The sequence below is a fragment of the Paenibacillus harenae genome (genome assembly GCF_030812415.1).
Taxonomy (GTDB): Bacteria; Bacillota; Bacilli; order Paenibacillales; family Paenibacillaceae; genus Pristimantibacillus; species Pristimantibacillus harenae_A.
The window spans coordinates 799398-822680 of sequence record NZ_JAUSST010000002.1; the positions used below are offsets into that span (position 1 = coordinate 799398).

Annotated in this window: 21 protein-coding genes, 1 riboswitch and 1 other annotated feature; of the genes, 17 read left to right on the top strand and 4 right to left on the bottom strand. The window is 55.8% G+C overall.

The features are described 5' to 3' along the window. The first annotated feature begins 149 nt into the window (after nt 1-149). The 5 genes from J2T14_RS08540 to J2T14_RS08560 all read left to right on the top strand — a co-directional run bounded on the left by J2T14_RS08540 (nt 150) and on the right by J2T14_RS08560 (nt 5645). On the top strand, nt 150-509 hold the full coding sequence (locus J2T14_RS08540; protein ID WP_307203949.1) for an Asp23/Gls24 family envelope stress response protein: 360 nt from the start codon (nt 150-152) through the stop codon (nt 507-509). Between the two features lie 56 nt (nt 510-565). After that, nucleotides 566-2308, top strand: a complete 1743-nt coding sequence (locus tag J2T14_RS08545; protein WP_307470409.1) for a DAK2 domain-containing protein — start codon at nt 566-568, stop codon at nt 2306-2308. A gap of 34 nt (nt 2309-2342) precedes the next feature. Continuing rightward, complete coding sequence (locus J2T14_RS08550; protein WP_307469814.1) at nt 2343-3200, top strand: DegV family protein; 858 nt, start codon at nt 2343-2345, stop codon at nt 3198-3200. Nucleotides 3201-3204: 4 nt separating this feature from the next. Further along, nucleotides 3205-5292, top strand: a complete 2088-nt coding sequence (recG, locus tag J2T14_RS08555) for an ATP-dependent DNA helicase RecG (RefSeq protein ID WP_307469815.1) — start codon at nt 3205-3207, stop codon at nt 5290-5292. 65 nt (nt 5293-5357) lie between these two features. Beyond that, nucleotides 5358-5645 carry a stage VI sporulation protein F gene (locus J2T14_RS08560; RefSeq protein WP_307203953.1) on the top strand — a complete coding sequence of 96 codons (288 nt, stop codon included), beginning with the start codon at nt 5358-5360 and terminating at the stop codon, nt 5643-5645. A 354-nt stretch (nt 5646-5999) separates the two neighbouring features. Here the strand turns inward: J2T14_RS08560 and J2T14_RS08565 are convergent, their stop codons facing one another. Beyond that, nucleotides 6000-6698, bottom strand: coding sequence for an SOS response-associated peptidase (locus J2T14_RS08565; RefSeq protein WP_307469817.1), 699 nt, complete (start codon nt 6696-6698; stop codon nt 6000-6002). 161 nt (nt 6699-6859) lie between these two features. Between J2T14_RS08565 and J2T14_RS08570 the strand changes: the two genes are divergently transcribed. Further along, nucleotides 6860-8170: a DUF2515 domain-containing protein gene (locus J2T14_RS08570; protein ID WP_307469820.1), complete on the top strand. Its 1311-nt coding sequence runs from the start codon at nt 6860-6862 to the stop codon at nt 8168-8170. Between the two features lie 55 nt (nt 8171-8225). Here the strand turns inward: J2T14_RS08570 and J2T14_RS08575 are convergent, their stop codons facing one another. Both J2T14_RS08575 and J2T14_RS08580 read right to left on the bottom strand, forming a co-directional pair. Then, nucleotides 8226-8552 (bottom strand): YolD-like family protein, encoded by a 327-nt coding sequence (locus J2T14_RS08575; RefSeq protein WP_307203956.1) that lies wholly within the window; start codon nt 8550-8552, stop codon nt 8226-8228. Next, complete coding sequence (locus tag J2T14_RS08580; protein WP_307469823.1) at nt 8549-9814, bottom strand: DNA polymerase IV; 1266 nt, start codon at nt 9812-9814, stop codon at nt 8549-8551. The genes J2T14_RS08575 and J2T14_RS08580 overlap by 4 nt, the downstream gene beginning before the upstream one ends. Nucleotides 9815-9998: 184 nt before the next feature. On the opposite strand from J2T14_RS08580, the gene J2T14_RS08585 reads away from it, so the two are divergent. The 10 genes from J2T14_RS08585 to J2T14_RS08630 all read left to right on the top strand — a co-directional run bounded on the left by J2T14_RS08585 (nt 9999) and on the right by J2T14_RS08630 (nt 21320). Then, entirely contained in the window at nt 9999-11546 is a 1548-nt protein-coding gene (locus tag J2T14_RS08585; protein WP_307469825.1) for a spore germination protein, read from the top strand. A gap of 18 nt (nt 11547-11564) precedes the next feature. Then, nucleotides 11565-12782, top strand: coding sequence for a Ger(x)C family spore germination protein (locus tag J2T14_RS08590; RefSeq protein ID WP_307469828.1), 1218 nt, complete (start codon nt 11565-11567; stop codon nt 12780-12782). A 16-nt stretch (nt 12783-12798) separates the two neighbouring features. Further along, nucleotides 12799-13887, top strand: coding sequence for a GerAB/ArcD/ProY family transporter (locus J2T14_RS08595; protein ID WP_307469830.1), 1089 nt, complete (start codon nt 12799-12801; stop codon nt 13885-13887). A gap of 68 nt (nt 13888-13955) precedes the next feature. Then, nucleotides 13956-14071: riboswitch (TPP riboswitch) on the top strand. Nucleotides 14072-14284: 213 nt separating this feature from the next. After that, nucleotides 14285-15334, top strand: a complete 1050-nt coding sequence (locus tag J2T14_RS08600; protein WP_307469833.1) for an ABC transporter substrate-binding protein — start codon at nt 14285-14287, stop codon at nt 15332-15334. Between the two features lie 41 nt (nt 15335-15375). After that, complete coding sequence (locus J2T14_RS08605; RefSeq protein ID WP_307203964.1) at nt 15376-15678, top strand: thiamine-binding protein; 303 nt, start codon at nt 15376-15378, stop codon at nt 15676-15678. Then, the gene (locus J2T14_RS08610; RefSeq protein ID WP_307469836.1) at nt 15668-16450 is read left to right on the top strand and encodes an ABC transporter permease; all 783 of its coding nucleotides are present in this window, start codon (nt 15668-15670) and stop codon (nt 16448-16450) included. Before J2T14_RS08605 ends, J2T14_RS08610 begins: the two co-directional genes overlap by 11 nt. 3 nt (nt 16451-16453) lie before the next feature. Continuing rightward, on the top strand, nt 16454-17284 hold the full coding sequence (locus tag J2T14_RS08615; RefSeq protein ID WP_307469839.1) for an ABC transporter ATP-binding protein: 831 nt from the start codon (nt 16454-16456) through the stop codon (nt 17282-17284). After that, nucleotides 17271-18089, top strand: a complete 819-nt coding sequence (locus J2T14_RS08620) for a TatD family hydrolase (protein ID WP_307469842.1) — start codon at nt 17271-17273, stop codon at nt 18087-18089. Before J2T14_RS08615 ends, J2T14_RS08620 begins: the two co-directional genes overlap by 14 nt. 352 nt (nt 18090-18441) lie before the next feature. Further along, nucleotides 18442-19212 (top strand): glucosaminidase domain-containing protein, encoded by a 771-nt coding sequence (locus tag J2T14_RS08625; protein WP_307203968.1) that lies wholly within the window; start codon nt 18442-18444, stop codon nt 19210-19212. Between the two features lie 85 nt (nt 19213-19297). Continuing rightward, nucleotides 19298-19554, top strand: a binding site (T-box leader). Between the two features lie 74 nt (nt 19555-19628). Then, nucleotides 19629-21320, top strand: coding sequence for a glutamine--tRNA ligase/YqeY domain fusion protein (locus tag J2T14_RS08630; RefSeq protein ID WP_307469844.1), 1692 nt, complete (start codon nt 19629-19631; stop codon nt 21318-21320). A 69-nt stretch (nt 21321-21389) separates the two neighbouring features. On the opposite strand, the gene J2T14_RS08635 is transcribed toward J2T14_RS08630, so the two are convergent. After that, nucleotides 21390-21548, bottom strand: a complete 159-nt coding sequence (locus J2T14_RS08635) for a hypothetical protein (protein WP_307203971.1) — start codon at nt 21546-21548, stop codon at nt 21390-21392. A 278-nt stretch (nt 21549-21826) separates the two neighbouring features. Here J2T14_RS08635 and J2T14_RS08640 point away from each other — a divergent pair, with 278 nt between their 5' ends. Continuing rightward, the gene (locus J2T14_RS08640; protein WP_307469847.1) at nt 21827-23185 is read left to right on the top strand and encodes a glycoside hydrolase family 30 protein; all 1359 of its coding nucleotides are present in this window, start codon (nt 21827-21829) and stop codon (nt 23183-23185) included. Nucleotides 23186-23283: the final 98 nt, after the last annotated feature.

Genomic DNA, 23283 nt, shown 5'->3' on the forward strand with positions numbered 1-23283 from the left:
AATCTGAGTGGTAAAATAGCCGAAAACGAATGATTCATGAAGTAATCTGCTTGATTGTGACCGGATTACACGTGTACACTTCTATAAAGGCGCTGTTTATAGTACAATGATACATAGTCCATAATACTTACAGTAAGGGAGTGTAGTTTATGCCTCTGCAGCTTAGCACCGAGCTTGGTTCCATTCACGTTACAGATCACTGCATTGCCGTTATTGCTGGCTCCGCAGCCTTGGATTGTTATGGACTTGTCGGAATGGCTTCGCGAAAGCAACTGAAGGACGGTATCGCCGAGCTATTGGGAAGAGACAATTATACGCGCGGGGTAGAAGTGCGGCGCGAGCAAGAGAAGCTGCATATCGATCTTCATATCGTTGTGAGCTACGGAACGAAGATTTCCGAGGTTGCCCATAACATCCAATCGAAAGTGAAATACGTACTTAACGATGTATTCGATCTACAAGTGGAACAAGTCCATATATTTGTTCAAGACGTGAGGGTATCCAGGTAGCGGAAGGGGAATTTTCTTTGAGTAAGCGCTTTATTAACGGATCTGATTTTGCCGCAATGGCACTGCTGGGTGCAGAATATTTGCAGCGTAACGCCGAACACGTTAACGCTTTGAATGTGTTTCCTGTACCGGATGGGGATACGGGAACCAACATGAATTTAACGATGACCTCCGGTATTCGCGAGCTGCGCAGCAAACCGTCCGCACAAGTGGGCAAAGCGGCAGAAGCTCTTTCGAAAGGGCTGCTCATGGGCGCGCGCGGCAATTCCGGCGTTATTCTATCGCAGTTGTTCCGCGGCTTCTCGAAGTCGCTCTCCGGCGTAGAAGAGGCGGGCGTGCTCCAGCTGGCGAATGCGCTTCAGCATGGTGTGGATATGGCCTATAAGGCGGTAGTTAAGCCGGTCGAAGGAACGATTCTTACGGTTGCGAGAGAAGCAGCCAAGCATGCGGTTCAGTATGCGCGCAGAACGAACGACGTAGCGGATCTGATGCGCGAGGTGCACGCGAAGGCGTTTGAGGCGTTGCAGCGAACGCCCGATATGCTGCCAGTGCTTAAGCAGGTCGGCGTTGTCGATTCCGGCGGGCAAGGGCTCGTATTTATTTATGAGGGCTTCGTTCATAGTTTGACGGCCACTGCCGGCAGCGGTGAGCAAGAAGCGTATACATTGCCTTCCGAAGCTGCACCGCCAGAGGAAGTAGCCGTGCCTGGGTCCGTGCCAAGCCTGCGCAAGCTAGAGCCAAGCTCTGCTCAAGCGAGACTGTCGACGGATGCGATAGAGTTTTTATACGACATGGAATTTTTCATCAATCGCAAGCTTGTCGGCAACAGAGCGGCGTTGTTCGATGAATCCGCTTACAAACGAGCGCTCGAGAAGGATGGCGACTCCATTCTCGTCATTACGGACGACGATATTATTAAGGTGCATGTTCATTCGCGCAAGCCTGGCGACGTGCTTAATTTATCTTTGCCTTACGGCGAGTTGACCGATATTCATATTTTGAACATGAGAGAGCAGCACCGCGAGCTCCTAGAGCAAGAGCAGGAGACGGCTGGATACACGACCGCAAGCCTCGCCTCGGCGGAATTGCTGGCAGGGCAAGTGCCGGATGCAGCGGTAGCGCCTGGACAAGTGTACGAACGTGCTCCTTATGGCATTATCGCGGTAGCGCTTGGCGAAGGCATCGCCGACATTTTCCTCGAAAACGATGTCGATACCGTATTGTCGGGCGGACAGACGATGAATCCGAGCACGGAAGATTTCGTGAAGGCAATCGAGGCGCTATCTGCCGAGCATATTTATTTGCTGCCCAATAACGGCAACATCATTCTTGCTGCCGAGCAGGCAGCCGAGCTGAGCGAACGCAGCGTGACGGTTATTCCTACGCGTACGATTCCGCAAGGACTTGCGGCAGTGCTTGCCTTCAAAGAGGATGAATCGACAGAGCGCAACGCGGATTGGATGAAGAACGCGGCTGAGCAAGTCGTGTCCGGCCAAGTGACGAAGGCGGTAAGGGATACGACGATTGAAGGCGTTGCGATTCGCGAAGGCGAGTATATCGGCATTAAGGAGAAAACGATTGTCGTCTCTAACGCAGACGTACTAGGCGCTTGCCAATCGCTGCTTGCGAGCATGCTGGAGGAAGGCGGCGACATGGTGACGGTGCTGACAGGCGAGGATGCGGATCCGAGCGTAACGGCAGCACTCTGCGAATGGATCGCTGAACAATATCCGGAGCTTGAGACAGAGGTGCAAGAAGGCGGACAGCCTCTTTACCCATATTTGTTTGCCGTGGAATAATTTGCAATCGTTTTTATGTCCGGGAGGGGTTCAGATGGGGAAGGTTCGAATTGTAACGGATAGCACCGCTGATATTCCGTTAGAGGTAAGAGAGAAACTGGGCATATCGATGGTGCCGCTTAAGGTGCTGTTCGGAGAAGAAACGTATTTGGACGGCGTCACGATCCAGAACGAGGAATTTTACGCGAAGCTGGTAGCATCGCCAGTGCTGCCGACCACGTCGCAGCCATCGCCGAGCGAGTTCTCGGAAATGTACGAGCGGCTGCTCGCCGAGGATCCGGAAGGACCGATTATTTCGCTGCATTTATCGGCAGCACTCAGCGGAACTTACCAGTCTGCGGTCATAGCGCAGTCCATGCTGGAGGAAGCCGGCGATATTACGATCGTAGATTCGAAGTCGGCTTCGTACGGATTCGGCATGCGCGCCATTCGGGCGGCGGAGATGGCGCAGGCCGGTGAATCGAAGGAAGCGATTCTGGCCGAGCTGCAGCGTCTCGAGAGCGAGATGCAGATCTATTTTCTAGTCGACTCGCTCGAATATTTGCAGAAGGGCGGACGGATCGGCAAGGCGTCCGCGCTGATCGGCTCGATTCTGAACATTAAACCGATCCTGTCGCTGGAACCGGACGGTACGGTGTATCCCGTCGATAAGGTACGCGGAACGAAGAAGGCGATGGCGCGTGTCCTTGAGCTGCTGAAGCAGCGATTCGATGCGCAAGAGCCGGTATCGATGACGATCGCATGGTCATCGGGCCAAGAGACGGCTATGGAGCTCTGCGAATACTTGAAGAGCCACTTCAATATCCAAAAGATAGGCTTCACGACGATAGGCGCGGTTATTGGCACGCATACCGGACCCGGGCTGTCGGCCGTATTCATGTACAAGGTGTGAATGAATGATGATTAGCTTGGATCAGATTCCCGTTAAACAAATTAAAGGCGTGAGCGCTCCCAAGGAACAGGAGCTTCACGCCTTTGGCGTTCAATCCGTCGCCGATCTGCTCGACTATTTTCCATACCGGTACGAGGATTACCGGATTCGCAATTTGGCGGATGCCAAGGATGGCGAGAAGGTGACGGTGCTTGGCTATATCCGCGGCGTACCGCTGCTTCAGCGCTACGGCAAAGGCAAGTCGCGGCTGACTTGCAAGATCGAAATTGACGGATGGCTCGTGACCGCGGTTTGGTTCAATCGGCATTACTTGCTGGAGCAGCTAACGGTTGGACGCGAAGTGATGCTGACCGGCAAGTGGGAGCAGCACCGGCTGCAGTTGACGGTATCCGATTCGGAGTTCCAAGGCGGCAGCAGCGAGAGTAACGGCACGGGCGCGGGCGGCAAGTCGGCTAAGAGCGGTACGCTTCAGCCCGTCTATTCCGTCGGCGGCAGCATCACGCAGCCGTGGATGCGCAAGACGATCCGCCAGGCGCTGACCCAGTACGAGACGATGATCGAAGAGGTGCTGCCGCATGAGCTGGTGCAGCGTCATCAACTTATGGCCAGGCGAGAGGCCGTGCGGCATATTCATCTGCCGGAGGACGCCAAGGAAGGACAAGCTGCCAGACGGCGGCTTGTGTACGAGGAGCTGTTCCTGTTCCAGCTGAAGCTGCAAGCTTATCGCGCGCTTAATCGCAAGCGCAGCGACGGCTTGGCGCTGCGCGTCGAGAGCGAATGGATACGCCAGTTCGCGGCGACGCTGCCCTTCGAACTGACGGATGCGCAGAAGAAGGTCGTGAATGAAATTCTAATGGACATGCGGCGTCCATCGAGTATGAACCGATTGCTGCAGGGCGATGTCGGCTCGGGCAAGACGGTCGTTGCCGCTATGGCGCTGTACGGGGCCGTCAGAGCTGGCCATCAAGGCGCGCTTATGGTGCCGACGGAAATATTGGCCGACCAGCATATGCGCTCGCTTCAGAAGCTGTTCGGCGGCATGGGCATCGAGGTCGGCCTGCTCACGGGCAGCTTGACGGAACGGAAACGGCGCGACGTGCTTGCCGGCTTGCAGATGGGAATCATCGATATTGCGGTCGGCACGCATGCGCTTATTCAAGACGACGTATTTTTCCGCAGTCTGGGCCTTGTCGTGACCGATGAGCAGCATCGGTTCGGCGTTAATCAGCGCAGCGTGCTGCGACGGAAGGGCATGAACCCGGACGTGCTGACGATGACGGCTACGCCGATTCCGCGGACGCTGGCCATTACGGCTTTCGGAGACATGGACGTGTCGACGCTTCGCGAGCGACCGCATGGACGGAAGCCGATCAAGACGTATTGGGTCAAGCATGACATGATGGATCGCGTGCTTGAATTCATCCGCAAGGAAGTCGATCAAGGCCGTCAAGCGTACATTATTTGTCCGCTTATCGAGGAGTCGGAGAAGCTGGATGTGCAGAACGCGATCGATCTGCATATACAGATGCAGCAAGCGTTCCCGCAGTATAAGGTAGCGCTGCTGCACGGGCGGTTGTCGGCAGCCGATAAGGAGGCTGTAATGGGCGCCTTCGGAGCGAACGAGACGCAGGTGCTCGTGGCAACGACCGTCGTCGAGGTCGGCGTCGACGTGCCGAATTCGACGCTGATGGTCATTATGGACGCGGAGCGCTTCGGCCTGTCGCAGCTCCATCAGCTTCGCGGACGCGTTGGGCGGGGCGAGCATCAGTCGCATTGCATTCTCGTAGCCGATCCGAAGTCGGAGACGGGGCGCGAGCGGATGAAGGTGATGACGGACACCGATGACGGCTTCGAGGTCGCGAGGCGCGACCTGGAGCTTCGCGGTCCGGGCGACTTCTTCGGCACGAAGCAGAGCGGACTTCCCGAGTTCCGGCTGGCCGATATGGTGGCCGATTACGAGACGCTGGAGGAAGCGCGCGACGATGCGGGCGAGTTGACGGGACAAGACGATTTTTGGACGAACCCCTCCTATGCGAGATTGCGCGCGTTGTTGCAGAAGGATCAAATTTTTCAAGGGGAACAGTTGGACTAGGCAATTATTTCCTCCTTCCGGCATATAGTTAACCGTTAACACTGCCGGTTGGAGGTGTCTAGTCTGTGAGTTACCAAAAGTACGGCATTAAGCCGCAGTTGGTCGAACGAGTCAAATATAAGTTGAAAAATCCGGTCACGAAGGACCGGATTCGGGAGCTGCTCGGCAATGTAACGAAATATGATTTGCAGGATCGTCCGAAGGTGCGCAGGCTGGTGAAGGCTGCCGCCGTTATTTTGCAGGAGCCGCTCACCGATGTGCAGGAGGATCAAATCGTCGCTTTCGTTCTGGGACAAAAGATCGATCCGAACAATACGTTTCATTTGCTCAAGCTTTGGGGCATGTTTCGCTGACCGATTCGGTTGGCGATTTTTTTTGATTTTGGGCAAGCAAGGTGATGCTCTTTCTTGCAGCATAGAGGTGAGTCTTTTTGTAGGCGAGAGGAGATATGTTGGATTTTCGCAGTAACTTCGGTCCATATTCTTAGACCCGGGGGGCCATGATGGATTTCCGCACTAACTTTGCTGGCAAACGGTTGTTTCAGGAGGATTGGTTCAAAAGTTAATGCGAATATCCAATGTAGCTTATACGAACGGGTCACAATTGAGAAAGTTGTTGCGATTATCAATATAGTCGATCATAAACGAAACAGCTTCTCAGACGTAATCCAGCCTCGGTTGAATTATTATTCGCCGAACGCCACTTTCTTAGAATAGACGCATCTGCTCGTCCACTGCGATTTGCTCGATTAATTCGGGCGAGTCGTTGCGGACGTTGCCGACAGCGGGCGAGACCGCGTAAGCGACCATATCGCGGTCGTCGTAAGGGCGCAGAAGCGGAAGAAGGGCTTCTACGTCCTGCGTCTTGCGATCAAGCCACAGTGCTTCGTTCTCCGGCCTTAGTATAACCGGCATCCGATCATGAATAGGAGCCATTAACGGATTAGGTTCTGTCGTAAGGATCGTGCAGCTGTTTATTTTCGCGCCGTCCGGCGAAATCCATGTTTCATACAGGCCGGCCATGCTGAATATTTCGCGGCTCTTCATCGTAATCCGCATCGGCTGCTTGCCGCCACCGCTCAGCTTCTTCCACTCGAAAAATCCGTCGGCCGGGATAAGGCATCGCTTGCTGCGAAGCGGCTTCTTGAACGCCGCCTTCTCGGCCGCCGTCTCGGCGCGGGCGTTAATCATCATGAACCCGACCTTCGGATCGTCGGCCCATGGCGGAATAAGCCCCCACTTCAGCTCGCCGAGCCGATTGTCGTTGCCGTCGTTAATGACCGCCAGCACTTGCTGGCTCGGGGCTACGTTATATTTCGGACGATGGAACGGAATGCCTGTCTCGTCTACCATATACCGCACCATGAGCTCTTCTATCGTTATTGTGAGCGTATATCTCCCGCACATCGGCCTCGTTCCTCCGTCTCCGCCGCGCTTCTTAAGCGACGATAATTTGGCTCTATTATACTATGAGTTTCCTCTAATTCATAACTTGAGCGCCGGGTTTCGTATGGCAGCGTTCGACTTGGAGGATACTGGTGATATAAGGACGAACGGGAGGGGCGTGTATGGAAAAACAAGGAAATTCCCAAGGGCAGCGGCGCAGCGGCAAATCCTTGCTCAGCCGATTGCTTGCGCTTCCGCGGGCAGCTATCGCCTACGCCGTCGGGAAGTGGAAGGCCATGAGCGTATCCGAGCAGATGATTGCCGAAGCTTCGCCGATCGTCCTGGCACCGGCGGCGGTTGCCCGGCTGACGGCCGCATGGAGAAGGCTGGAAGAGGCAGGCGGGGCGCTTCCTCTGCCGGCTGCTGAACCGTGGACCGCCGAGGAACTGGCGAATATCGCCCAGATCCGCTCCGAGACGGAGATGCACAACCGCAATAACCTGACGCGGACCGAGGCGTATCGGACCGTGTATTTCCGCACGCCGGAGCTTCACTGGGCGCTGCTTGCGCATCTCGTCTCGCGCAATGGCGGCTGGAATATGACCGATCTGCAGGGCGAATGGCTGCCTTATTTACTCCGGGACGAACAGCGGGAGGAGCTGTTCCGTTTCCTGGAGCGCGCGAATGCGCTTATTTTCCAAGACGCGTATCCGCAGCTGCTTCTCTACGAACGCAGCTTAAGGGAAGGCAGAAGCCTGTTCCATCTGCTGCCGGCTTTTGGCGTTTCGGTGTTCATGTCCCCTGTATGGCGGCTGTTCTGGAAGGAAAGGGATCCCGTACCCTTGACGGTTGCGCTCATCGTCAACGAGCAGAATTACATTGAACAGCGCGTCATACAGAACGCTCATTTCAAGGAAAAGGTGCTGCATACGCTATTCTTCGGTATGCAGTCTCTGCTGCAGGTGAACGGCGTTATCTTTCCTTACGGCAGCGGCGACCCCGTTGCGGACTGCAGCACCGACGCAGGCACGCAGCTGGCGGGTATCATTATCGAACGGTTCGAGGATCTGGATGAGCGGATCGAGTTCGGCAAGCGGCTCTATGCCGTGCTGTTCGGCATCGCTCCCGTGCTTCATGGGGCGCGCTGCTTCGCCGCCGCGGTGGAGCACACAGGCTCGCGCGCAGACTTCGCGCCGCAGCTCTATGCCCGCATCCGTCAATTGCCGCCGCAGCGCGTCTACAAGGAGCGGCTGATCGGCGGCGCGCTGAAGCCGGGAGCGAAGCCGCTGTACAGCCCTGAGCTGGGGACGGCCTGGGGCGATCGCCCCGTCGACCCTGCCGAGAAGGGCGATTGGTTCAAGTCGGCTGATCAGGTACTGACCTACTTCCGCAAGCTGCCGCTTCCGCCGATGTTCGAGCTAACGAACGAGTACGGACTTATGCTCAATAAAATCGAGCTTGCCGTGCTTGCGACGCAGCGGCAGAAGCAATGACCGATAAACATGCCGCAGCACCAGCGTCACCGAGTTACCCGATGCGTCACCCGCCTCAGTCGCTGGTCGTGACGCCTTCGATATTCTTGACCTCGAACCATTCGCCGTCGATCATGAACCGGCCCCTCATCGAATCGACCCGATCGACGATGCCTATAATCGTCAGCTCCTCCAGCGGATGAAACATCCGCAGCGTTATGGGAAGCCGCAGCTGCAGCGATTCGGCTACGGAGCGCGAGACGGCTTCCCATTCCTGCTCGTCGAGCACGGTGCGCGCGCGCCGTTTCAGCGCCTCGTTGTTGTCGATAATCGCCGCTTTGTGCTCGGGCAGCATCATGCGGCTCGATTCCCATAATCCGTTCCCCTCAAGCTTCTTTCTCATTTGTAATGGCCTCCAATTTTGGCGGAGCGATCCTGCGCTTGGCCGCTCGGCGTTATCGATACGGCGCGCATGATGCTCGCATCTCCGTATTTTTGCTTAATGGCGTCGGTCGTCCTCTCCAGCGCTATCGACTTCTCCCGGTGCAGATCGAATAAAGAAAGCTGGTATCCGTCGTCCGAGGAAAACTGCGAGAGGCTGACGCCGACCTTGCGGACCGGAAGGCCGTCCCAATGCCTCTGCAGCAGCGTCACGGCTGCCCGGTACACTTGATTCGTAATATTGGTCGGATCCTCCATCTTCATCTGCCTGTTGAATCCGCTCGGACGGTCGTAATCGGCGCCCATGCATCCGACGGAAACGACATGTCCCATATAGCCCTTGCTGCGGCAGCGCTGGCATACAAGCTCGACGAGTTCCAGCAGCACGACCTTAATGTCCGCCAAGGTTCCGTAATCGCGGGGCAGCGTCATCATATGGCCGACGGTCGTAGGGGCGACCTGATGCGTGCCGGGCGTCACGGGACTGTCATCGATGCCGCTGGCAATACGCCAATACAGCTCGGCGTTGATGTCCGAGTTTTTGCCGAATTTGCGCCGCATCATCGCTTTCAGTTTATCCAGGGGCGTTCGCGCGATATGTCCGATGGTCGTCAGACCCATCGCATTGAAGTGGGCGGTCATCCGGTTGCCGACCATGAACATCTTGCCTACGGGCAACGTCCATAACGTCTCTTCGAGCGAATCCTTGGTCAGCGTGTAGAGACCGGATTCGTTCTTTTTGGCGTAGTTGTCGCAGGCCGTCTTCGCCAAAATTTTGTTTTCGGCGATGCCGAAGCGGGTGTTTATGCCGGTCTCGGCCTGTATGCGAGCCTGTATGAGCTCGGCGAGCTTCTCCGGCGGACCATATAGGTGCAGCGATCCGGTCACATCGAGAAATTGCTCGTCAATCGAGTAAGGCTCGACCAAATCGGTGAAGCTTTCGTAAATTTGCGTAATTCTCATCGACGTATCAATGTAAAGCTTCATGCGGGGCTTTACGATGACGAGATCCGGGCATTTGGAGAGCGAGTCTCCAAGCCGCTCGGCGGTTGTGACCCCGAATTTCTTCGCGATCGGGCAGGCGGCGAGAATAATGCCGGAGCGCCGCTCGGGATCGCCGGCGACGACGAGCGGGAGATCCTTGTATTCGGGATGCTCCGCCTTCTCGACGGAGGCGTAGAACGACTGGCAATCCGCCAGCATGACAACTCTTTGACGGGGCATCGTGTTCCTCCTATACAGAACGTTTGTTCTTACTATTATATACGGAACATGCGTTCTTATTCCATAGGCTTTGTTATGGTTATTATTGACAATGGACGCGGGTAAGGGATGTCCTTACATATATTCAACCAGTTTGCGCCAAAATAGAGGCAACATGGAAATGGAAAGGTGCCGGAATGCCGCTATGAAAAAAAACGCCCAGAAGACGCTAACGCCGCTTAGCTCGTCGCTTAAGGCTAACACGGACGCGATCCGGAGCCGTTTCGGGGGCAGCTTCGATCTCGTCGTCCGCCTGTTCCGGAGCGATGCGGCCCCGAGCCGGGAGCTGGCGATCATCTATATCGATGGCATCGTCGATGCGGAAACCGTCAACGTTAGCGTCATGGAGCCGCTAATGTCGATGACATTGCCGCCGCATGCGCATACGAAGGGGACTAAGCTGCTGGACGCGCTGCGCAGCTGCATCGTCTCGGTCGGCTCCGTAGGGGAATCGGCTACGCTAGAGGAAGCGCTGCAGGCGGTGTCGGACGGTTCATGCCTAGTGCTGGCGGAGGGCTGCACGTCGGTGCTGACGGCCAGCGTTAACGGCGGCGAGCAGCGCTCCGTCACCATTCCGCAGACGCAGACGGTCATACGAGGCCCGCAGTACAGCTTTGTCGAAAATATCCGAACCAATATAAGTCTTGTCCGGCGCATTATTCGCTCCAGCGATCTGCATGTGCAGATGCACAAGATCGGCAGCCAGACGCATACCGACGTTGCGGTCCTTTATTTGAACGGAATCGTCGACGAAGGCGTGCTGAAGGAAGTATACCGCAGGCTGGCCGACATCGATATTGACGGCGTGCTGGAGAGCGGTTATATCGAGGAATTCATCCAGGACGAGACGTTCACGCTGTTCCCGACCGTCCTCAACACGGAACGTCCCGATACCGTTGCCTCCATCCTGCTGGAGGGGCGTGTGGCGATCATGGTGGACGGAACGCCGATCGTGCTGATGGCGCCGATTACGTTCTTCAGCTTCTTCCAATCGCCGGAAGATTATTATCAGCGGTTCGATATTGCAACGTTCATACGAGTTATCCGATATGCGGCGTTCATCGTGTCGATCCTGCTGCCCGGTTTATACATCGCGGTTACAACCTACCATCAGGAGATGCTGCCGACGACGCTGCTGATCAGCCTTGCGGCGCAGCGGGAGGGCGTTCCGTTTCCGGGACTCGTGGAGGCGCTGCTCATGGAGGTGACGTTCGAGGTGCTGCGGGAAGCGGGGCTCCGAATGCCGCGGGCGATCGGACCCGCCATATCGATCGTGGGAGCCCTCGTGCTCGGGCAATCCGCGGTGCAGGCGGGCATCGTGTCGGCGGGCATGGTCATCGTCGTTTCCTTCACGGCGATCTCGAACTTCGTTATGCCGGAGTTCAATATGGGTGCGGCATCTCGCATTATCCGGTTTATCTTCATGCTGATGGCGGGCATGTTCGGCTTCTTCGGCCTCTTCATCTCGGTGCTGCTCATGCTCGTTCATCTCGTGTCGCTGCGCTCGTTCGGCGTGCCTTATATGTCGCCGATGGCTCCGGGGTCGGCGAGTCAGTCCATATTCAGGGACGTATTCATCCGCCTGCCGTGGTGGGCGATGATATTCCGCCCGTTCGAGCTTAAGCTGCGCAATCCGCGGCGGCTGCCTAATCGCAGGAAGCCTGCGGCTCAGCGGCATTCAGACAATCCATAACGGAAGGAGGCGGCATGCGTGAAAGGATGGAGGCTGCTGCCCGGACTACTCGCGCTGCTCGCCTGCTTGCCGCTGGCGGGGTGCTGGAACAGGGTCGAGCTAAGCGATATCGCAATCGTATCGGCAACGGGCGTCGATTGGAAGGATGGGCAATGGCAGTTGTCCTACCAGGTCGTCATTCCGCAAGCGATCTCGGGCCAGAGCCCCTCGGCCGACTCGGGCGCCGCGGTTAACGTATTCTCGACCAAAGGCGAGAACTTCCGGGGCGCCATTAGCAAAGCGAGCTTGGAGACGCCGAGGCGGCTCTTCTTCGCCCATAACCAGATCGTCATTATCGGACAGGAGGCTGCGCGCAAAGGGATATCCACGCTTGCGGAGGCATACCTTCGCACCCCCGATTCACGGGAAACGGTCAGCGTATTTCTGACGAAAGGCAGCGCGCGCCGCGTGCTGGAGCAGCTTATTCCGCTGGAGAAAATACCTGGGGCCGCGATCCAGCAAATGGTATTCAACGAGGAGCTGAACGGCTCGACCTTTCAGGAGATGACGATGCATAAGGTACTGGAAAATTTGCTTGGAAGCGCGCAGGCAGTCGGCATACCCAGCCTCGCGATCACCGGAACGGGAGAGAGTCTCGACCAAGCGGACAAGCTGGCAAGGACGAATACGCCCTCCAAGGTGAGGCTGCTCGATCTGGGCATCGTCTCCGGCGACAAGCTTGTAGGCTGGATCACGAAGGAAGAGAGCTCGGGCGTGATGTGGATTACGGATCAGATCAAGAAGTCGACCGTATCCTTCGCCTGTCCGGATGACGGCGAGAACAAGGTCTCCTCGATCCGCATTACGAAGGCGTCCACGAAGCTGCGTCCGCAGCGCTCCGGCGACAAGTGGACGATGCATGTAGAGACGAGGGCGGAAGGAACGCTGCTGGAGTATAACTGCGGCGGCGATATGATGCAGCCCAAACAGGTGGACGCGACGGGGCAAGCGATTGCCCAGTCGATCAAAGGAACGATGGAGAGCGGATGGAAAGCGGTCGCGAAGTATAAGTCGGATGTGCTGGGCTTCGGCGATCTCATTCATCGGAAGCACCCCGGAACGTGGAAGCAGATCAAGGGGGAGTGGCCGGACCTTTTTGCCCGAATGGACGTGAAAATTCAAGTGAAGGTGAGAGTAAATTCGACGGGCATGAGCGGCAACAGCTTCAAGAAGGTACAGGAGAAGGCGCGCTCATAGTCGGAAAGGAGAGGCCATGCAACGGATCGGAAAGTCGCAGTTGTCTATTATGATTATTGTTTTCTTAATCGGCAGCACGCCGCTGTTCGAGCTTGGCCTCAAAGCCCGGCAGGACGCTTGGATCGCGATGGCGATGGCCGCCGTCGTTGGACTGCTGCTTACCGTTATTTATGTAAAACTGCAGAAGCGCGCTCCGGAGGCGGGACTCGCCGAGCTGTGCAGGATGCATTTTGGCAAATGGCTTGGCGGAACGGTCGCTCTTGTCTACACGGTATGGTTCTCCTATGAATCGATGCGCAACGTGCGCGACGTAGGAGAACTGACGAGGATGGCGCTGTTGACCGTGACGCCGAAGTGGATCATCATGCTGCTCATTCTGTTTGTAGCCGCCTATACGGTCAGCAAAGGGCTTGAGGTGTTCGCGCGAATCGTGCAGCTGCTGTTCCCGATAGTCCTCATCAGCTATTTGTTCATTATTTTGCTTCTGTTTATCGCGAAGCTGCCGGAGATCGATCGTCTGCTGCCTATCATGGAGAACGGGATGGGGCCGATAACGAAGGCGGCGTTTCCGGATCTGGTTTCGTTTCCTTTTGGCCAAACGGTTGTCTTTCTCGTTTATTGGAAGCATCTGAAGGAGAAGCGGGAGCTGGGAAAGACGACGTTCAAGTCGCAAGCGGGGGTATCGGCCTTCCTGATTTTTATGAATATGCTCGTGATGAGCGTCTTAGGGCCTGCTCTATCCGAGGTTACGTCGCTGCCATTGCTCCAGGCGGTTCAATTGATTCGGCTGGCAAATTTTCTGGAGCGGTTGGACGTCATCGTTACGCTGCTTCTGTTCATTGGTCTCTACGTGAAAATGACGGCGTTATACTTGGCGGCTGTGCTTACTCTTAAGGAAGTGACGGGTGCCGCTTACCGCCATTTCGTATGGCCGGTCGGATTGGTTGTCTATGCAGCTTCGTTTCTCGAGCCTAACAATACGTATCATTTATGGTTGGGGCTTGATGTAACGCTCAAAATCGTACCGTTGTTCCAAATCGTGTTTCCTCTGCTCATGCTGGTCGCAGGCGTTCGCAAACGGTATAAGCGCGCGGCGTCTCCCTAGAGCTGGCTTTTCGAAAAAAAGATAGCTATTTGGTCGGGATTTGCTATAATAGTCGTATTGACGAAATCGAATATGTTCCGGGGAGCTGGTTAGGCCGGCTGAGAGGGGATTTATGTACAAGCAATCCCGACCCTATAAACCTGATCTGGATAATGCCAGCGTAGGGAAGATAATCTTTTGCGCGCTTCATGCAAGCCACGACCGTTAGTCAGTGCTTCTAACGTCATGACTGGGCAGCGTGCATAGGTGCAGCCGAATTTCAGGCGTCCTTCCATGCGGGAGGACGCTTTTTTTGCATGCAATGAGGTGGCAATTGCGCGGGGGCATCAGGACACAGACGAGATATCGTTTCGTTTTTCGTTTCGACAAAATAGAGATACGGGGAGAGGGAAACAGCATGATGAAGAAACAAGCGGGACGATTGACTTGGAGGCTAACGGCTCTATTAATGGCGCTCGTTATCGTACTTGCGGGCTGCGGAGCGAACAACAACAAGCCGGAGGGCGGCAACGCGGGAGAGAACGAGGCAAACGGTGCGGATAAGCCGCTGACGAAGGTGCAGGTCGTGCTTGACTGGACGCCGAACACGAATCATACGGGGCTCTACGTGGCAAGGGATAAAGGATTCTTCAAGGAGCAAGGGCTCGACGTTGAAATCATTCAACCGGGCGAGAGCGGCGCCGACCAAATGGTCGCATCCGGCAACGTGCAGTTCGGCGTGAGCTATCAGGAGTCGATCACGATGGCTCGCATCGCCGGCGTGCCGCTCGTGTCGCTGGCGGCAGTCATCCAGCATAACACGTCGGGCTTCGCTTCGCCGGTCGACAAGGGAATCGACTCGCCGAAGAAATTCGAAGGCAAAACGTACGGCGGCTGGGGCGCTCCGCTCGAAGAGGCGGTCATCGACTCGCTCATGCAAGAGGAGCAAGCGGACGTGAAGAAGGTGAATATCATGAGCATCGGCGACGGCGATTTCTTCTCGGCCGTTAAGCGCGATATCGACTTTGCCTGGATTTATTACGCATGGACGGGCGTGGAGGCCGAGCTGCGCGGCGAGAAAATCAATATGGTTTATTTGACCGATTACAGCGACAAGCTGGACTACTATACGCCGGTGCTTGCGACAAGCGAGAAGCTGATCGCCGAAGACCCTGAGCTCGTTAAGGCGTTCGTTGCGGGCGCGGCGGCAGGCTACCAATATGCGATCGACAATCCGGAGGATGCAGCCGAAATGCTGATCAAGGCAGAGCCGGACCTCAATGCCGAGCTCGTTCGCGCAAGCCAGAAGTGGCTTAGTCCGAAATACCAGGACGATGCAGCCCAATGGGGCGAGCAAAAGTTGAGCGTATGGGAAAATTACGCGGACTGGATGTTCGACCACAAGCTGCTGGAAAAGGAGCTTGAGGCGGACAAAGCGTTCACGAACGACTTCTTGCCGAAGAAATAATCGATCTTGTTTCTTAGTACAGACGAAAGCAGGGGAATCGAATGGCTAATGCACTGGTAAGCATTCAAATATTGCCGACGACGCCGGGCGGGGAAAGCGTTCTTCCGTACGTGGATCGGGCGATTGACATTATTAAGGCAGCGGGCGTCCCTTACCGGGTAGCGCCGCTGGAGACGACGATGGAGGGCGAGCTTAGCTCGCTGCTCGGCGTCGTGCAGCAGATGAGCGAGGCAATGGCAGAGATGGGCTGCCCGTCCGTTATATCGCAAGTGAAAATTTACTACAATCCGGTAAACGGCGCCTCAATGGGCAGATTGCTGGAGAAATACCCAGATGGGCAATAAGACGGGCGTTTGGGCAAAGGTATGGCCTCCGGTTATCGTCGTCGTCGCGCTTCTAGCCTGCTGGCAAGGCGCGACGATGTGGGGGCAGGTCGATAGCTGGCATCTTCCAAGCCCGGCATCGATCGTACAGGAAGCGGCATCGGCTAACGTCTGGCCGCGGCTCATGGAACATACCGGCGCGACGCTGCGGCTTACGCTGCTCGGATTTGCAGGCGGATCGGCGGCGGGCTTCTTGCTCGCCGCCTTGCTGCATCTTGCTCCGGGTTTGCGTGCTGCCGTCTACCCGCTCCTCGTCGTTTCGCAGAACGTCCCGATCGTCGTTATCGGCCCTCTGCTAACGATGTGGCTCGGATATGGGCTGCTGCCGAAGGTGCTGCTCGTCATGATGGTATGCTTCTTCCCGATCTCGGTAGCGATGCTCGGCGGCCTCACGAATACGGATGCGCAATTGCGCAATTATTTGCAAATGATCGGCACGGGCAAGTGGCAGCTGTTCTGGCGGCTTGAGCTTCCGCATGCCATCATTCATTTATTCTCGGGGCTTAAGCTTGCGGCGTCATACAGCGTGCTTAGCGCGATTGTCGCGGAATGGCTCGGTACGAATAAGGGACTTGGCTACTTCATGCAGCTGTCGGCCAAAGGGTTCATGCCGGAGCGGGTATTCGCGTCGGTTTTCATTATCGTGGCGCTCAGCCTGTCGTTGTTCGGCTTGATGACGCTGGCGGAGAAGCTGCTTATGCGCTGGCGTCCTGCCAAGAAGGAGGGGAACTAGCGAATGAATCGCACAGATGATGTGCAGAGGACGGTTGCCGGCTCTGAAGCGCTGGAGGTTAAATCGGTTAGCAAAAGCTTCGGCAAAGGCGCAGCTCTGAAAGAGATTCTCGGCGGCTTATCGCTGACGGTCGGCGAAGGGGAGTTCGTCTCCATCGTCGGGCCGTCGGGCAGCGGCAAGACGACGCTGTTCCAGGTCATTGGCGGACTGGAGCGTCCGACGAGCGGAGAGATTTGGATCGACGGCCGGCAAGCGACGGGGCAGACCGGGCATATCTCGTATATGCCCCAGCAATCGTCGCTGCTGCCATGGCGGACGGTAGCCCGCAACATCGAGCTGTCGCTGACGATCGCCGGGCTGGACCGCAATGAGGCGAAGCGAAGCGCGGCGGAATGGCTGCGCCGTATCGGGCTCGAGGAGTACGCGAAGAGCTATCCGCATGTGCTGTCGGGCGGCATGCAGCAGCGCGTATCGTTCCTGCGGGCGCTGTTGTCGCCGCAGCGGCTTATGCTGCTCGATGAGCCGTTCGGCTCGCTCGATGCGCTGACGCGGCTGAAGATGCAGAAGTGGCTGCTGTCTATTTGGGAGGAGAACCGCAGATCGGTGCTGCTCGTGACGCATAGCATCGAGGAGGCGCTGTTCTTGTCCGACCGGGTCATCGTGCTGTCCAACTCTCCTGCGATCGTGCTCGAACAATTCGAGGTGCCGCTGGCAAGGCCGCGCAGCGAGGCGATGTGGACGGAGCCGGCGTTCGTTGCTTTGAAGCAGCGGATCTATGAGCTGCTCCAAACGGGAGCGGGAGTCAAGGAGGAAGCGGGATATGCCAATCGTTAACGGGGGAACGGCAGGAACGTGGATCGACGCCCATATCCATGTGGATCATTATGACGAAGCGGAACGGGAAGCGCTGTTGGAGAAGGCGTTCTCCGCAGGGGCGGCCGCCGTGGTGGCCGTGTCGATGCATTTGCAGTCGTCGATCGCCAATCACGGACTGGCTCAGACGTATCCGGATCGCGTTCATCCGGCTTACGGCTTCCATCCGGAGCAGCCGATACCGTCCTCGGAGGACCTGGATGAGCTGTTCGAGTGGATGATGGCACGGCATGCGGCAGGCGAGAAATTCGCGATCGGAGAGGTCGGTCTGCCTTATTATACGAGAACGGAAGCGGAGGCTGCCGGGCAGACGTTCGACGAAGCGCCTTACTTGGCGTTGCTCGGGCGCTTCGCAGCGCTGGCGGCTGAACTGGAACGGCCGATCGTGCTGCACGCCGTCTATGAGGACGCGGACAAAGCTTGCGATATATTGGACCGCCACGGTGTACGCAAAGCGCACTTCCATTGGTTCAAGGGAAGCGAGGCGACCGTGAGGAGAATGATCGCCTCCGGCTACTCGATCTCGATTACGCCGGATATTGCTTACGAGGCGGAGATAAGAGCGCTCGCCGAGATATATCCGCTAAGCCTGCTGATGGCGGAGACGGACGGGCCATGGCCCTTCGAGGGTCCTTACGAGGGGCGTGCGACCGAGCCGGCCATGTCGCGGGATGTTGCGGTTCATATTGCAGCAATCAAGCAGCAGCCGGTGGAGCTCGTTCGCACTGCATTGCTGGAAAATACGAAACGGTTGTACGGATTATAACAGGTGGTTTACGAAAACAAGCTGCCGCTGCGATTTAAACGACGCCAGCCTGTTTTGTTTGTTTTTGTTGCGGACGTAGAAGTCGCTAATGGCTGCTTATCGCTGCATTTTTGATTATTACGGACAGAGGAGGCTTTAATCGATCATGATTGGGACGGTTAAACCTCTTTTTCAACCCATAGAGCTGCCTGAGTCCGTAATAAGCCGAATGATAGTTGTTTGGAGTAAATAAGGTCTTCTGTGTCCTTAAGCATGCTTCATACATACGATCGATTACCGCTCTGTCCCTTGCGCCGCTCCACTCTTCTGCATACAAAGATAGCAACAGAATGAGAAGAAGGGAGTTTTGAAGATGGCAGCTTTGACTCGGGAACAGTTTTTTGCGGTTTTGGCTCCGATCGTTATTAGGGTAAGGCAGGAAGGCTCGACGATGTTTCCTTCCGTGCGGTTAGCGCAAAATTTGCTCGAAACAGGCGGCGTTATTCACGCTTGGAACAATCTGAGCGGCATTAAAGTAGGCAACGGGCAGACGAATGCGTACTGGCATGGCGAGGCGGTCGTAAAGAGAACGTGGGAGCATATCGATGGCCGCGATATCAATACGAAGGCGGCGTTCCGGGCATACGATAGTCTGTACCACTTCTACAAGGATCTCGATCTGCTGCTGGCAACGCCGCGGTACGACCGCGTTCGCAAGGCGGAATCGCCGGAGCGCCAAGCCCAGATGCTGCTCGCTTGCGGGTATGCGACGGATCCGAATTATCCCTTGAAGCTGATGGCGATCATTAAGCAGTATTCGCTAAAGAAATACGACCTGATGGGCAAACCGCCTGTTAAGCCGGAGAAGTTCAGAGACGCTGAGATCGTGGCGGTCGTTCATGGCGGGCAGGCGGTGTCGGACGGCTACTTGGTTCATGGCGTCACATGGATACCGGCAAGACGGGTCGGCGAGCTCCTTGGAGCGGCGATCGATTGGAACGGGAAGCAGGTCACGGTGAACGGGGTCGCGATCGAGTCCGTATTGTCTAATGCAACGGGCTACGTCAAGGTGCGCGATCTGGCAGACCGGCTTGGACTGACGGCCGGCTGGGACGCACTGGCGAGAGTCGTCACGATCGGCTAGCAGATGGCCTGATGCATGCAGCTGATGCGCTCAGCATGCCGCGATTTACATCGGGGTCGGTCATTTGGTATTCTATAGGCAACAATGAAACGCGATGACGAGAAGAGTAAGGGAACAGGTTGTTGCACAGAGAGCTCCGGCAGCTGAGAGGGAGCGGACAACGTCTCCCCGAACCAAGCCTCCGAGCAGCATGTCGGAATCGCCCCGGGCGAGGATGGCATGACGGGAGCTCCCGTTACAGAGCTAAAGTATAAGCATTGCCTGCAATGCCGTACTTGAAGAGGTTAATATGGCGACATGTTAATGAAGCTGGGGTGGCACCGCGAGAACTTCGCCCCCAAGACCGACGTCTTGGAGGTGAGGTTCTTTTTTTGCGTTGCTTGGCCACTACAGCATTTATTAAGGAGGAGCCGACTTTGGAATCGGATAACAAAAAAGAGCATTCGAACGACAACTTTTTATTCAAGCTGATTAGCGGGGAGTTGGAGCAAGCTCCGTTCGCAAAAGACATGTGCACGCGATTCCCGCCGGAGCCGAACGGCTATCTCCATATCGGAAGCGCCTATGCGATTCAGACCAATTATAATGTAGCGCGCAGCTTCAAGGGGAAATTTCATTTGCGCTTTGACGATACGAATCCGCTCAAGGAGGACATTGCTTACGTCAATGCGATTATCGAGGATATCAAGTGGCTTGGTTATGATCCGGGCGAGCACATTTACTATGGGTCCGATTATTCGGATGAAATCCATTCGGCTGCAGTCCGTTTGATCGGGCATGGAAAAGCTTACGTATGCGATCTGACGCCGGAGGAAGTGTCGGAGTATCGGGGAACCTTGACGCAGCCGGGCAAGAACAGCCCGTATAGGGAACGGACGGTCGAAGAAAACCTGGCGCTTTTTGCGAAAATGAAAAAGGGCGACTTTGCGGCCTCCTCCAAGGTGCTGCGCGCCAAAATCGATATGGGCTCGCCGAATATGAACCTGCGCGACCCCGTTATTTACCGCATCATCCACGCCGAGCATTATCGTACAGGCGAAGACTGGTGCATCTATCCGATGTACGACTTCGCGCATCCGATTCAGGACTCGATCGAGGGCATTACGTATTCGCTCTGCTCGGTCGAATTCAAGGACCATCGGCCCTTGTACGAATGGGTGCTTAGAGAGCTTGGCATTGAGAGTCCGCCGCGGCAAAGGGAGTTCGGCCGCTTAAGCATAACGGGCGTTGTGACGAGCAAACGTTTCCTGCGGCAATTAGTGGAAGGCGGATTCGTAGACGGCTGGGATGATCCGAGATTGCCGACGCTTCGCGGCTTAAGAAGAAGGGGATTTACGCCGGAAAGCATACGCGGCTTCATCGAGGAGATCGGCAGCATCCGAACGCAAAGCACGGTTCATATCTCTTTGCTCGATCATTGTCTCCGGCAGGAGCTGAAAGCGTCGACGGCCAGCGTAATGGCGGTGCTGAAGCCGCTCAAGGTTGTCATTACGAATTATCCGGATGATAGGGCGGAGCTGTTGACGATCGAGAACAATAGCGAGAACGAGGAGCTCGGCAAGCGGGAGGTTTCTTTTGCCAAAACGATTTATATCGAACGGGACGACTTCGCGGAGCATCCGCCGAAGGGCTTCCATCGATTGAGTCCGAATGGCGAGGTCAGGCTGAAGGGCGCTTACTATATTCGCTGCGAGGAAGTCATCAAGGATTCGGATACCGGCGAAGTGACGGAGCTTCGTTGTACGTACGATCCGATCACGAAGAGCGGAACGGGGTTTAACGGGCGCAAGGTGAAAGGGACGATTCATTGGGTATCGGCGGAGCATGCAGTCAAGGCAAACGTTCATCTGTACGATAGGCTGCTGCTGGAATCTGCGGATACGGCAAGCGGGGATTGGACGGATGCGGTTAATCCGGAATCCCTAGTCATAGTGAAGGATGCTATGATTGAGCCTTTTGCGGCGGAATGGGGAGAAGATTGCCTGGAGCGCAGGCTGCAATTTTTACGCCATGGCTATTTCTGCATCGATAAGAAGCATACAACCGCCGACAGGCTCGTATTCAACCGGATTGTGCCGCTTAAGGATAGCTGGAACAAAAAGAATTAGGTTGTGCAAAGGCTGCCGATGCGAGGATCGGCAGCCTTTGTGCGCTTCTGGTCCACGTACGCGCGACGGTTATTTGCCTTTCTTAGAGGCGGCCCAGAAGGCGAGAGCGATAAGCGCCAGCAGAATATACCAAGGGATCGTAATCGTTCCGCCGACGATGAAAGCAAGCGCCATAACGAAGATAACGCCAATAATAATGTACAGACAGCCGCGTCCGAACGTTTCCATGCCATTGCTCCTTTCGTATGCCAGATCTGCGTCGCTAGCTACATGAAAGTATATTCGCGGATATAGCAGGATAGAGCAGCAGGTTGGCGTCGGCTCTCGTTCATCAGGGCAGCGTATGTTTAAGCATATCGTTCGCGGTTTAAATTTATCCAATGGAAATGGCTAACGCTGTCCAATCTTAATTCCTCCCTGGAAGGTTATAATGTAATCGCAACCAATTGAGCCCCATTACACTAAACTTAGGGAGTGCTTAACCGAAACGAGGGAGGACTACGGTCATGAACGAACATAAGCTTCGCTGGATTGCAAGCACGGAGCAGCGCCGTTGGCTGGAGCAGGCGGCTGTCACGGCAACAGCCGCAACGGCCGCAACAACCGCAACAGCGAATTTAACGATAACGGATCGCGAGCACCAGACGTTCGAAGGATTCGGCGGCTGCTTTAACGAGCTTGGCCATGTGGCGCTTGGCCGCTTGCCGGCAGAGGAACGCGATCAGGTGATGCACGGTCTGTTCCATCCGGAGGGCGAGCATAGGCTCAGCGTGTGCAGATTGCCGATCGGAGCCAGCGACTACGCGCTGGACTGGTACAGCCATAACGAAACCGACGGCGATACGGCGATGGAGCATTTTTCTGTCGAGCGCGATCGAAAGCATTTGATTCCATATATTAAAGAAGCGCTAAAGCTGAATCCTGAGCTCGTATTGTTCGCATCTCCATGGAGTCCGCCGACTTGGATGAAGTTTCCGAAGGCGTACAATTACGGCACGCTGCGCTGGGAGAAGGACATTTTGGAGGCGTACGCCCTGTATTTTGTCAAATTCGTACAAGCCTATGCCGAGGAAGGCATTACGATACATCAGGTGCACGTGCAGAATGAAGTGGTTGCCGATCAGAAGTTCCCGTCCTGCGTATGGACCGGGCAGCAATTGCGGGAATTTATTCGCGATTATTTGGGTCCTGCCTTCGAGCGGCATGGTCTGGATACGGAAATTTGGCTGGGCACGATCAATGCGCCCGAAGCGTGGGACGAGTGGCTGAAGAAAAAGGCGACCGACTTTGATGGCTATGCGGGAACTGTGCTTGGAGACCCGGAAGCGTATAAATATATCAAAGGCGTCGGCTATCAATGGGCGGGCAAGTACGGCATTCAGCGGGCCGTGCAAAGCTACCCGGAGCTGCGCTATATGCAGACCGAGAACGAATGCGGCGACGGCGAGAACACCTGGTTTTATGCCAAATATATTTTTAGCTTGTACCAGCATTATTTGTTTAACGGCGTTCATGCGTATGTATACTGGAATATGGTGTTGGAGCCGAAGGGCAGAAGCACGTGGGGCTGGGAGCAAAATGCGATGGTTACCGTCGATCCCGCGACGCGGCAATACGTCCGAAATCCGGAATATTACGTGATGAAGCATTATGCGCATTTCGTATCCCCCGGCGATATCCGAATCGGCCTGCAAGGTCCGTGGTCGGGGCATGCATCCGCCTTCCTGAAGCCGGACGGAACGAAGATTATCGTACTGAGCAATCCATATCCGGAGGAAAAGGAGCTGCGACTGTCATGCGGTTCCGTGGTATATAGCTTCCGACTGGAACCTGAATCGTTCCATACGATCGTATGGCCTGGCTAACCGGCCTTATTACACGAACGCCCTCATCAACTGCAGGGCGTTCGTGCTTTTTGATTTAACCTTTTGAGCGGTCCTTCTTCAAGGCTATAATGGTTGCA